General features: G+C 40.0%; 12 protein-coding genes, 2 tRNA genes and 1 pseudogene. 13 read left to right on the top strand and 2 right to left on the bottom strand.

Annotated elements, in window-relative coordinates; translation table 11 throughout:
* Window positions 1–13: 13 nt before the first annotated feature.
* On the bottom strand, window positions 14–2,245 hold the full coding sequence (gene parC / locus BLQ60_RS03640) for a DNA topoisomerase IV subunit A (protein WP_092616238.1): 2,232 nt from the start codon (window positions 2,243–2,245) through the stop codon (window positions 14–16).
* A gap of 321 nt (window positions 2,246–2,566) precedes the next feature.
* Between parC and BLQ60_RS03635 the strand changes: the two genes are divergently transcribed.
* The 12 genes from BLQ60_RS03635 to BLQ60_RS03575 all read left to right on the top strand — a co-directional run bounded on the left by BLQ60_RS03635 (window position 2,567) and on the right by BLQ60_RS03575 (window position 11,002).
* On the top strand, window positions 2,567–3,070 hold the full coding sequence (locus BLQ60_RS03635) for an acyl-CoA thioesterase (protein WP_092616236.1): 504 nt from the start codon (window positions 2,567–2,569) through the stop codon (window positions 3,068–3,070).
* 197 nt (window positions 3,071–3,267) lie between these two features.
* Window positions 3,268–3,343: transfer RNA gene (locus tag BLQ60_RS03630), tRNA-Glu, on the top strand.
* 67 nt (window positions 3,344–3,410) lie between these two features.
* A tRNA-Glu gene (locus BLQ60_RS03625) sits at window positions 3,411–3,486 on the top strand.
* A 362-nt stretch (window positions 3,487–3,848) separates the two neighbouring features.
* Window positions 3,849–4,055: a hypothetical protein gene (locus tag BLQ60_RS03620; RefSeq protein WP_092616234.1), complete on the top strand. Its 207-nt coding sequence runs from the start codon at window positions 3,849–3,851 to the stop codon at window positions 4,053–4,055.
* On the top strand, window positions 4,056–4,307 hold the full coding sequence (locus BLQ60_RS03615) for a hypothetical protein (protein WP_092616232.1): 252 nt from the start codon (window positions 4,056–4,058) through the stop codon (window positions 4,305–4,307).
* 1 nt (window position 4,308) lies between these two features.
* The gene (locus BLQ60_RS03610) at window positions 4,309–5,817 is read left to right on the top strand and encodes a replication initiation factor domain-containing protein (RefSeq protein WP_244515957.1); all 1,509 of its coding nucleotides are present in this window, start codon (window positions 4,309–4,311) and stop codon (window positions 5,815–5,817) included.
* The gene (locus tag BLQ60_RS03605; RefSeq protein WP_092616230.1) at window positions 5,807–6,112 is read left to right on the top strand and encodes a hypothetical protein; all 306 of its coding nucleotides are present in this window, start codon (window positions 5,807–5,809) and stop codon (window positions 6,110–6,112) included. Before BLQ60_RS03610 ends, BLQ60_RS03605 begins: the two co-directional genes overlap by 11 nt.
* A 398-nt stretch (window positions 6,113–6,510) precedes the next feature.
* Window positions 6,511–6,768 carry a major capsid protein gene (locus BLQ60_RS03595; RefSeq protein WP_092616226.1) on the top strand — a complete coding sequence of 86 codons (258 nt, stop codon included), beginning with the start codon at window positions 6,511–6,513 and terminating at the stop codon, window positions 6,766–6,768.
* A gap of 135 nt (window positions 6,769–6,903) precedes the next feature.
* Window positions 6,904–8,265 (top strand): virulence factor TspB C-terminal domain-related protein, encoded by a 1,362-nt coding sequence (locus tag BLQ60_RS03590; protein WP_143005174.1) that lies wholly within the window; start codon window positions 6,904–6,906, stop codon window positions 8,263–8,265.
* A complete protein-coding gene (locus tag BLQ60_RS03585; RefSeq protein WP_092616222.1) occupies window positions 8,265–8,546 on the top strand; it encodes a DUF2523 family protein in 282 nt (93 codons plus the stop codon). The genes BLQ60_RS03590 and BLQ60_RS03585 overlap by 1 nt, the downstream gene beginning before the upstream one ends.
* 74 nt (window positions 8,547–8,620) lie before the next feature.
* On the top strand, window positions 8,621–9,826 hold the full coding sequence (locus BLQ60_RS03580; RefSeq protein ID WP_092616219.1) for a zonular occludens toxin domain-containing protein: 1,206 nt from the start codon (window positions 8,621–8,623) through the stop codon (window positions 9,824–9,826).
* A gap of 321 nt (window positions 9,827–10,147) precedes the next feature.
* Complete coding sequence (locus tag BLQ60_RS03575; RefSeq protein WP_092616216.1) at window positions 10,148–11,002, top strand: tyrosine-type recombinase/integrase; 855 nt, start codon at window positions 10,148–10,150, stop codon at window positions 11,000–11,002.
* Window positions 11,003–11,318: 316 nt separating this feature from the next.
* Here BLQ60_RS03575 and BLQ60_RS14250 read toward each other — a convergent pair.
* Window positions 11,319–11,402 (bottom strand): annotated as a pseudogene (locus tag BLQ60_RS14250) (helix-turn-helix domain-containing protein); the annotation flags it as partial.
* A 100-nt stretch (window positions 11,403–11,502) separates the two neighbouring features.
* On the opposite strand from BLQ60_RS14250, the gene BLQ60_RS03570 reads away from it, so the two are divergent.
* Window positions 11,503–12,315, top strand: coding sequence for a hypothetical protein (locus tag BLQ60_RS03570; protein ID WP_092616213.1), 813 nt, complete (start codon window positions 11,503–11,505; stop codon window positions 12,313–12,315).
* The last annotated feature ends 165 nt before the right edge of the window (window positions 12,316–12,480 follow it).

Genomic DNA, 12,480 nt, shown 5'->3' with positions numbered 1-12,480 from the left:
CGTTGATACCGAATTACAGATCAAGTGATAATCGTTGCGCTTTCTGATAGCCACGAGGTAAAAGTTTGCCTTTGGTCGCCTTTTTACCATAGTAGGCTTTCAAATCTTCGCCTTTTAAGTTAAGGAAGCGATTGCCAACGTGTATTTTTAACACATCTTGGCTCAAATTCAGAGTAAGATGACTGATTAGTTCATCTCCAGCCTCAAGTTGCATCATCTTGTTTCCTTTACCTTTATTGAGTTGTGGTAAAGATTCCCTATCAATAATAAGTAGGCGACCTTGCTGACTGAGCAGTGCCAAATGACTTTTTTCTTGAGCAAATTCAATTGCTAGGCTCTTGAAACCATCTGTTACAGATAAATAGTTCTTGCCCGCTTTGGCAGAGGTATCAAGTTGTTTCAAAGTGGATAAAAAACCGTACGCTTGTGAACTAAGCGTCACGATCGGCGCATCATCGGCGCCCATGATCACTTGCACAAATTGCACGCCATTGGCTGGATTAAGTTTTGAGGTGAGTGGCTCACCTTGTCCTCGTGCAGAAGGCAAACCATTAGCAGCGAGTGCATAGCTACGTCCAGTCTGATCAAGTAAATAGACTTTTTGATTGGACTTACCAATTGCAGAGTCTAAATATTTATCCCCTGCACGGTAGTTGAGCTGTGTGGCATCGACTTCACCTTTTGCCATCCGAATCCAACCTGCTTCAGAGAGCACCACGGTCACGGTTTCCGCTGGTGCAAGGTCAGATTCCTTGATTTGCACTGCATCTTCACGCAACACGATTTGTGAACGACGATCATCGCCAAACTTTTTGGCATCTTCTGTCAGCTCTTCGATCATCAGTTTTTTCAGTGATTCAGGGTTTTCCAATTGTTCACGAATCACTGCTGCACGTGCCGCTAACTCGTCTTGCTCTCTGCGAATTTCCATTTCCTCAAGGCGTGCCAAATGACGCAACTTGAGTTCTAAAATCGCTTCGGCTTGAATCTCATCAATACCAAAATGTGCCATCAAAACAGGCTTTGGCTTATCTTCTTCACGGATAATTTTAATGACGGTATCTATGTCGAGATAGGCGATGAGTAATCCCGCCAAGATATGTAGACGTTTTTCGATTTTATTGAGGTGATAGCGTAGTCGATTGGTAATAGTTTCAGTGCGAATCTCAATCCATTCCAGCAGAATCTGACGAATCGATTTGACCTGTGGGCGACCGTCCGCACCGATCATATTTAGATTGACCCGATAACTACTTTCCAGATCGGTCGTAGCAAACAGATGACTCATGATCGCATCAACGTCAACCCGATTGGAACGCAGTACGATCACCAAACGCGTTGGATTTTTATGGTCAGATTCATCCCGTAGATCAGTCACAAATGGCAACTTCTTCGCTTGCATTTGATCCGCAATCTGCGTCAGTACCTTCGAGCCTGATACTTGATACGGTAGATGCTGAATCACGATCTCGTGTTTATCCGCTTGCTTATCAACCGTATAAACTGCACGCATGCGATAACTACCACGTCCCGTGGTTTGAATTTTTAATAATTCTTCAGGTCGGGTAATAATCTCGGCATGGGTCGGTAAATCAGGACCTGGGATAATGCTTTGTAATTTTTCATCGGTCAGGTTGGCATTTTTAATCAGGGCAACGGTGCCTTTGACCACTTCACGTAGATTGTGCGGTGGAATATCGGTTGCCATACCGACCGCAATCCCTGTCGTACCATTGAGTAAAATATTCGGCACACGAGCAGGCATGGTGACTGGTTCTTTTAAACTACCATCAAAGTTGTCTTGCCATTCACAAGTGCCTTGACCGAGTTCGCTGAGTAAAAGCTCACTATAATTGGACAACTTGGCTTCGGTATAACGCATCGCCGCAAAGGATTTTGGATCGTCTGGTGATCCCCAGTTGCCTTGACCTTCGATAAATGGATAACGATAGCTAAACGGCTGTGCCATCAACACCATCGCTTCATAACATGCGCTATCGCCATGTGGATGATATTTACCGAGCACATCACCGACGGTACGTGCAGATTTCTTTGGTTTACCTGAATTCTTTAATCCAAGTTCGCTCATCGCATAGACGATACGACGCTGTACAGGCTTTAGACCATCACTAATATGGGGCAATGCACGATCCATGATCACGTACATGGCGTAGTTTAAATAGGCTTGTTCGGTGAATTCGGCAACAGAGCGGTTTTCAGTGGCGTGATGGACAAGGCTACTCATGTGATCGATGCATTCCTTCTAGAAATCATTTTATCAAGTTTTAGCTATGCTACGGCGCTTGGGAATTTTCAGCAAGTACTTACTGACGCACTGCGACAACTTAGGATATGAAACTGCACATGATGTGCACGGATGTCATCTTCTGGCGCTAATTTTGCTAGCAATATCACCGTGTGAATGGCAGGCTTTGCCATGTTGATGATCATCTATTCAACCTATGATCTGATAATCAACTGGCTTATTCTCTAGGCACAGAAAGCATTGAATACACCCTGTTTTGTGCTTAATCTATCGATATTGTTGCAAATGAAGGAAATCCTCATGCCTGATTCAACCACTCCAGCCAATCTACAGACCGAACTCAGCATGTCTGTATTGATGACGCCAGATATGGTCAATTTCTCAGGAAATATTCACGGCGGTATTATTTTAAAATTGTTGGATCAAGCGGCGTTTGCCTGTGCCAGTCAATATAGTGGTAGCTATGTGGTGACCTTGTCTGTCGATCAGGTGTTATTCAAAGAACCTGTGCATGTCGGTGAACTGGTGACTTTCCTCGCTAGCGTCAACCATGTCGGCAATACCTCGATGGAAATCGGTATCCGTGTCGAAGCACAAAATATTCGAGAACGCACCCGACGTCATACCAATACCTGTTACTTCACCATGGTCGCCGTCGATGAAAACCGTAAACCCAAAAAGATTCCGCCATTAACCATTCAAAACCCTGTACAACAATGTCGCTTTGAAGCTGCCGAGCATCGCAAAAAAACTCGGCTAGAGCACGAACATAGCCACACCTCATGCCGCATCCAATCGACCTAATTGATGATTATTCTGAATAAAGCACCTGCGTTGCGTTCAATTTGAACGATGTTGCATAAAACTTGGACAAATAGCATGAAAAAGCGCATGATCTCGTCGTTAGTGCATTGAAATCGTTTGCATCATCAATAATATGCCATTACAATGCACCTCGTTCTAAGCAAGCAGATTGATAGTTATCAACACTTGTACTCTGCGTCCCTATCGTCTAGAGGCCTAGGACATCGCCCTTTCACGGCGGTAACCGGGGTTCGAATCCCCGTAGGGACGCCACTTTAATTCTTAACCTAATTAAAGTGCCTTGAAGTCAACACTTCACTTTAGAACATGCCTCATATTAGTCCCTATCGTCTAGAGGCCTAGGACATCGCCCTTTCACGGCGGTAACCGGGGTTCGAATCCCCGTAGGGACGCCAAATTCTCCAAAGCTCGGCATGATCAGTGTCGAGCTTTTCTAATATCTGAAACAAAGTTTCTGCTACATTTAGTTCAGCAATATCAGCAAGTTGACAAATATTTAATGTCGATGGCGTTCTATTGCCATGTTTAAAATCCGATAATCTTCCTGCTGTAATTCCCATCTTTTCTGCTACAGCTTTATAGCTTCCTGCTTTCCATCTTGCACGATCAATCAGATCAACTAGCTCTTTATTCATAATTCGCCCTCTTGATTTTATCCAAATGGATAGTTAGATTACCCATATGGATATTTATCCAATTGGGTAAGTTAATACCGTGAACGGTAAAACCAAATACCAAAAATATCAAGGGGCTTTTTATGAAGAATCAAATTCGTTCTGAACTTCGAGAACTCGAAAAAAGCATTATTAATGCTGATTCTCATGAATTGCGCCAAAAGTATTTCAAAGAATACGTTCAGAAATCTACTTTTGCTCATAAGTGCCGTTTTATAGATGGTATTGATCAACCTAGGTCTTTAGATCGCATCAAGAAAAAACTTGGCTCCCTCCCAGTGGTGGCATAAATGGCACAAATAATATTTCAAACACGACAAGAATATTTGCAATCTGCTTTCAATGACATCGCCAAAATCATTTCTGATCATGGTCGCCCAACATTGGACGCATTTGTACCCGCTTTTTCAACGCAAAAATGCTTATCTCACTTGGCGCTGGTCTGTTACGAATGGTCTTATGATCATTCATTAATTGATGCATACCTAGAAACATATAAGGCAGCCAACAAAGAATTACAAGAAAACATGGGGGATTGCTGACATGAATCCACTATTTAAGATCATCGAGCAGATTAAAGATTTCGATAATGAAATCGCCCCTAATGCTGTTCACGTGTTTAAAGCAAAAACGGCGCTTGATGAAGAAATTCATGCATTGACTGCATTTGGTGACATTACTGCCAATGATTCGCTGACCTTAAAAAATATGCTCGATGGCATATTTATCAATAAACTGAAAAAGTTTGATTCTGAATTATCGAAAAAAATTGCATATGTTCCTGACCATTCAATCCAGCAATCTTTTGTACAAAATTTATCCAAAACGTGTGAAAAACACATAGTAAATCACCGTGAATTTCCCCCAATTTATAATATGGGGGAAAAGGATGAGTACCCGCAATCTGAAAAATACGCATTTCCTCGGCATTTGGACAATCACAAATTAATTTCAACTCCTCAAGGCGTTGTGCCAGTGCTTTGCTGTGTGCCCGTTCAGGGTCAGGATGTAGGTCACGACTGGGTAACATTCAGTTTTTGCCAATCCACTTTTGGTGAAAAATATTCATTTATTGACCCTCAACACAATATCGAAGCATTGACCGATGCTATTGAAACGCACCTTGACCAGTGGCTTTTTGAAATGTTCGGTTTCGGATTAGGTAAAAAACGTGATAAAGGCATGCACTGGTATCAATGCGCCTATGAATTACAAGATAATTTGGGCATGGTTTTATATGGTCATAAATCACGCCGTATTGCAGTGCAGATAAACGGCTCAGGCTGTTCACTGGCACGTCTTGGCTGGAATGAACGCCTATATGATTTTCTCCATGATCAAGCAAGAAAAGCAAAATTAAACCGTGTCGACTTGGCTTTTGATGACTTCGAGGGCGAATTTATAACTACGGAGTTGGCTGACGAATGGGACGATGCTGGGTTGTTTTTCTCAGGTGGTCGCCCTCCTGAGGTTAACCATTTAGGTAACTGGAAACGTATCACAGGTAAAGGACGTACCTTAACAATTGGTGATCGTACCAGTTATAAGTTTGCCCGCATTTATGAACGTGGCAAAAAAGAGGGCGACAATATGTCTCCGTGGGTACGTGCAGAAATCGAATTTAAAGCGACACAAGCCCATATCCCTTTGGATATTTTGTTGAATCCAACTGATTATTTTTCAGGTGCATACCCTGCATTTCGTCTTTTAATCGAAAAACTTGGTGATTATGCATTACCGACAAAATTGGAAATTGTTAAAAAGCAAAGCAAAATCAATGAATTGAAAGCAATTTCAATCATGAAGCATCAATTCGGTAAGTATATGCGCCATTTTGCGAAATACATCGAACCAAGCGAATTAATTCGCTTGCTTTCATCTGATAAAGACGAAGTACCGAAGCGTTTACAGTTTTCAATGGCTGCGGTTCATCAAGCAATTTGTACCAATCAACCTATCCAAAAATCATTTGCTGACGAATTCCCTTTATTCGTTGGTGCTGATTACAACTTTGAAAAACCAATCTATGAGGAATTCATAAATGCAATTTAAAACTCAACTTGTAATCTTGGGCGCTCGTGCTTCAAAGGGCGAATTCCAAGGGAATACATACGATTACACTGAGGTGTTTTTCCAAGCTGACACACCTGAGGGTGCAAATTACTGGGGTCAAGTCGGCGAATCAATGCGCTGGGGGCTTTCTTCAAACATTGAAAAACTGAATAAACATGAATCGCCATTGCTTGCCGATGTTGTTATGCAACAGGTTTCCAATGGTAAAGCAATGACCACGATTATTCTTGATGTTGTTCCTGTGCCAAAAACGTCACAACAGGCAAAACCGTGATTTATCAATGGGAACGAACACTATTCACATGTACACGATGTGATCAAGATTTTGTATCTAAACAAGATTTAGAAAAACATCAAAAATATTGTGATGACTAAATTATGATCATATATGCAGTTTGGTACTTCTTATTAATTGGCGTTATTGCACACATTTATTGTGTGTATAAAGCAACGCTCAAATTTTTAAGAGGTCATTAAATATGGCGTATGTATGCGAGCAATTGACCGTACAAAACAATGTCGCTACATGCGCCGTATGGGTCGAGCAAATCACAATAAATGATCTGCTTGGCATCACAATGGCTCAAGCTGTTGTTATTAGTGCATCTATTGCACTGGTTATCATCACTGGAGCTGTATTTCGAAAATTATCCAAAATAGGGGAATCATCTCATGGATAAAAAAACACAAGTGACTGTTCACACTGCTAAAGAACAAAAATATCCACGTTTACAACGCATTGTAAACAAAATCGGTGCGGGTGCAGTTGTTGCAACTGCGGGAACCTCCGCTTTTGCTGACTATGATGTGACTGAGATCGTTTCTAATCTTGGTCTTGCTGTTACTGCTGCTGCAACGATCGGTGTTGCTTGGCTCGGCTTTACTGCGGGTATTGCAATTTGGCGTAATCTTCGAGCAGCTGCACGATAAAAAAAGTAGGGGGTTCGCCCCCTCTTTTAATTCAAATATTTAAACAATTTCAGGGGATGACATGGACACTGTTCACATTGCAAATTGGCTCATTGTCATTGTTTTTACGATCACAATAACTTTGATGGTGAAATAATGAAATACTTTAAATATTTGATTTTCATTTCTTTGTTATTTATCTCAAATTCTGTATTCGCTGGTTGGACTGGTACAGGTGCATATACTAACGGTGTAACTGAATATAAAACAAAAGAAGAATGGTGTTCCGCAGTTAAAGCTAACCGTTCTAACGTTGCTTCATGCACATTTGAAGACACAGATTCCACACATACTAAGTTAAATGCCCTTTATCCTGGTGGTTCAGTTTGGTTTTCTTTCAATCTTACTTATGTTCCTAGTCAATGTGAGGCAGGTAATGAGGAATGGTTTGAGCCTTACTATGGTTCATCTATGCCTGACTTGTTTTGTCATTCAGGCTGTGAATACACACAATTATCATCAATGTCTTTTGATGACAACGAATGGGGTGGAACTTATGAATCCACGGGCAACACTTGTGAAGTAGATACAAATATGGGTACTCCTGAAAACCCTAATCCGCCAACTGACCCAACTGACCCAACAGACCCAACAGACCCAACAGACCCAACAGACCCAAATCAACCACCTGACGGAACTGGTGACGGCTCATGTAATGGCACAAATAACTGTAATACAATGGATTCTGAGGGCATTATCTCAGCAATCAATAATGCTTCATCTTCCATTGTTGGCGCAGTAAACAACGCATCTTCTGCAATAACCACAGCAGTCAACAACGCAAAAACATCCATTACCAATGCTGTTAATTCTGCAAGTTCTGCAATTACATCAGCAGTGAATCAAGTTGCTTCAAAGCTCGATACAACGAATGCACGTTTAAATGATGTAAAAAATAACACAGCTCAAACTGCGAGTAATACAGCACAAACAGCACAAAACACTGCTGATATAAAATCAAATACAGCACAAACTAATTCAAAACTTGATACGGTCAATTCAAAAATCGATGGTACAAACTCACGTTTAGATACAACGAATACAAAGTTAGATGCTGTTCAAAATGGCATTGATCAAACTAATGCAAAACTTGATCAGACTAATGAAAAATTAGATCAATCAAATCAAAATTTAAATGATATTAAAGACTTGCAAACAGAAACAAACGACAAAATCCAATCTATTGATGATTGGCTTAAAGATGATTCGGGTGTCGATTTCAGTGAAAACGGTACAGCAGAAATACAGGAACATACAGTAGGTGACTATGAAAATAACTATGTTTCTTGGTCGTCACAATGTCCAGCAGATAAAAATGTACACATTAACTTGATGGGTCAATCCTCAACGCTAACTTTGTCGTGGTCGCCTTGGTGTGAATTACTTTCTAAGCTCCGCTGGGCAATTATTGCCTGTGCCTATTTTGCTGGCGCTTACATTATTTTAGGAATGAGATAATGCCACGTTTATTATTTATGCTCGGTTCTTGGCTCTTATCCAATTTTGCTAAAAAAGTGCTATTGGGCGCTGGTGTTGCAATTGTATCAAGCGCAATCATTCAATCAATACTGACCGCATTTATTAATAAAGCAATCAATGCATCAAATTCAGTAGATCCAACATATTTGGGTTTGCTTTCAATCTCGGGCGTAGATACTGCCATATCTATTGTGATCGGCGCTTTAATTGCTCGTGCAACTATTGTTGCTAGCTCTGTTTCATTGAAGAAACTCACATGATGCGCCTGCGCTGTGCGTACCGTGTGCGCTTCCTCGCACATGTAACGCATGGCGCGGGCGCTGGAGGATAAAAAATGCTTAAGCTCTATACTGGCAAACCCGGCTCATTTAAAACTGCCAAAGCTGTGAGCGATGCCATGCGCTTTGTCAAAGAAGGTCGTCCAGTCTATACAAATATCGACAATTTCGACTATGAGGGCGTTCAAAAGCTCCCCGAATCTCTTGATTGGGCTGATTGTCCTCACGGATCCGTTGTTATCTATGATGAAGCCCAGCAATTTGATTTCTTACAGTACAAAGGACGTGAAAAGCTCTCTAGTGATCAACGTGTAAAGGGTTTAGAAACTCATCGTCATCAAGGCTATGACATTATCCTTGTTACACAATCGCCGAGCTTCTTGCACAACCATGTTCTAAGCCTTGTTGGTGAGCATTATCACTTGCACCGTGCCTATGGTCGTTCATATGCTGATGTGTTTTTATGGCGATATACATCACATTCTCCTGACTCAACGGGTGCAAAAAATAAAGCAGAATCACACGAAAAATTTAAACCTGAATCAAAATTATTCGATAATTATCAATCCACGACGATTGACACACATAAACTTAAAGTACCTGTTTTATATTGGAAATTAGGCGGATTCTTGCTTGCTGTCATTGCATTGATCTTATATATGGTTTTTGGCTCAAATAACCCTTTTTTATCTGCACACAAAATCAAAGATAACTATGATCACGCAAGCGGTAAAAAAGTTGTTGAATCGCAAGCGTCATCTGTGTCAATTAATGAACCGCAAGGCTTTGGCGGACTTGATGATCGCACAGAAGAACAACGCAGGGCTGATTTTAATAAACAACTTGAGTATAACCGTGAACAACTCATGAAATACAATGTTAATAAACCGTATGACATTGACTACACAGCTTTCCAGTACCAAGTACAACAAGTACCGCAATTATCAGGTTGCGCAATCATCGATAAAAAATGTACATGCTACTCACAGCAAGCGACACGTTTAGACATTTCACAAACTGATTGCAAGCGATATATGAATGGTGACAAGCCGTTTAACCCATTCAAACAAGTTAACTCAAATGAGAATTTTACTTATGCTCAAAGCAATAATTCGGGCAATAGTCCGCTATCTAGTCAACAAAATCCTGCGCAGATTTCTTTGAATGAATATGCAAAATTCCAAGAATATCAGCGTATTACGCAAGAATATCAACGGTCACAACCCCAACAAACAGGGGAGTTAAATCATGGATTTGGATAAATATGCACAAATATATTATTGGATCGGCTATCTTGACTGTTTAACCTCCATGGTTTTTGCCCTGCTTGTTACATATGTCGTTTTTATAGAACACTAAATTTCAAAGTTAACTTGAAAATCTTTGATTTTCACAAGCTCGCTAACAAAGCGAGTTTGTCGATTCGCCATCATCACGCCCCTGCTCACTCGAATATATTCTTTAACGAGTGTCTACGAGTGACGTGCAAAATTTTCGCCCATACACCCTCGCTGAATTCCGCTTTTGCTTTTGCTTTTGCTTTTTGCTACAAATAAAATTCAATATTAACAAAGGCTTATATTATGGATATTAAAAAAATTCTGAAATTTTATGCAATTAATGGCTTGTTTGAATCTGATCATGAATACTTAGAAAAATTTAAACACTTGGAATATTTTTATCAATTCGATGAAATCACAATTGAAATCTTGCATCAATATGTATTGTATCGCCGATCTTCTGGGGTAAAGAATAGTACAATCAATCGGGAATTAAATGTTATTCGCTCGGCATTCAATTACTACTTAAAACACAAAGACGATGCGAATTTTAAAAACAGATTTAATGGATTTCGACTTTTTGAAGATGATTACATCCCACGATTTTTGAATGCTTCGGAATGTTCAAAACTTCTCACTGAGTCAAAACGATTCGGTAATTTTTACCTACATGATTATATATTGCTGCTATTGAATACAGGGTGTAGGTCGGGTGAGCTGCTTAAATTGACTTGGGACAATGTCTATTTAAATGATCGTTATTTAATAGTTAGAAATTCACTTTCTAAGAATGAAAAGACTGTTTATAAACCGCTAAATGATTCTGCAATTACTGCCCTACTCAGAATGAGAAACCACAAAAAATGGGTGTTTTACAATGAAAAAACCGATGATCACTATAGAACATTCTATAAACGATTCTCTAGTGCTGTTGAACGTGCCGATATTGGCAAAGTTAGAATCCATGACTTACGCCACACTTTTGCAAGTTTTCTAATAAAACAGGGTGTACCGCTTTACCACGTTTCACAATTGCTGGGGCATTCAGATACACGCATAACACAATGCTATGCGCACTTAGCGCCTGATAATTTGCACGAATGTTTAAACGCCCTGCCAATTTTAACGCAAAATTACAAAAGTTTACAAAACTATTAAGCAACTCGATCACGCCCCTTTCACGGCGGTAACCGGGGTTCGAATCCCCGTAGGGACGCCAAATTCTAAAAAGCCCATATCTATTGATATGGGCTTTTTTCATTTTAGGATGGCAATGCCAAAAAATAAGAATTTTAAATAAATCAGATCTTTGAAACCTATTAAACAAGCTGGTAAAGACTCGAATCAAAATAAGAAAACACAGTCGAAATGCCAGACTATCGATAGCCTATTCCTAACGAATCTCCACTCAAATCCACACATCAACCATGAAAAATATATTTTGCAAGATTCCCACCGCACAGCAGTGAAACGAGGCAATATGACGCTTAGAAAAACCTTCACGTAACAAAACATAAATCTGATATCTTTCTTCAAGAGTGAGATGAGTATAGTTCATGAATGCAATTTTGACTTTGGTCGGTCGGAAGCACAATGCTAGCTCATCTTGCTTCCTTCCAATAATTTAATCTCTGTTGCACTTCATTTGAGAATCTAAGATGAATAAAACAAGCCTAAAACTCGTATTATTGGCAACCAGTCTTCTATTATTGGCTGCTTGCCAACCACATTCTGAATCCGAGCAACAAGCTCCAGCGTTTGAACGCCCGAAAGACCAATATGGTTTACCTTATTGGGCAGGTAACTTAGGTGGCAAACCAGTAAAGTTGCCTTCAACCATATTTATTGTATGGGAGTATAACGACTCTCCCGATACATGGGGAGGGACAAAAGAAGAAAGACTAGAATACGAAAAACACCCTCGAACCTACGATTCTATTATTAAATCGATGGCTTTTGAGATGCGCTATAGCGATGGTATGTTATTAGAGGGATATTATAAAGCACCACAAACTTCAAAAATTCAATATCAGGCAGAACATGACCGACCAGATAGTAAATGGTTAAGTGTTGGTATTGAAAGTGGTAAGCGCTATGGGGGGGGGAGTATGGATATTACTTGGGACAATATTATGAGTGCCCCTAAAAATAGCTCTACTGCCTATCATCCTACAGGCAAAGAAATTTATGGCTTACAGGAGTATAAACTGGATAATCCATCAAGACATGGTATGAATAGAGATCTTTATGTATATAAGGATGAAAATGGTAATGTAATTACAATCATGTATTGTCATAGTAATAAATTTGGAGGAGGGTGTGAGCAACGGTTCTTATTTTTACCAGAGCTAAAAGCAAGAGCAAGAGCAATTGTAATTTATAAACGAGTAAATTTAAAAGATTGGCAATTAATTCAAACACGTGTTCGAGAGGCGCTACAACCTTATATTCTCGATAAAAAACCACAGTAATTGATATTTTTAATCGCTTAGATTCTCAAATGAAGTGCAACAGATATTAAATTATTGGAAGGAATCAAGATGGGCTAGCATTGTGCTTCCGACCGATCAAGTTCAGAATTTAACTGTAGAAAATAAAATACAAGATTTACAACCCGAGCAGAATGCCAGATATTC

Origin of the sequence: Acinetobacter marinus (assembly GCF_900096915.1) — a bacterium.
Classification (GTDB): Bacteria; Pseudomonadota; Gammaproteobacteria; order Pseudomonadales; family Moraxellaceae; genus Acinetobacter; species Acinetobacter marinus.
This window is presented reverse-complemented; position numbering and strand designations above follow the sequence as displayed.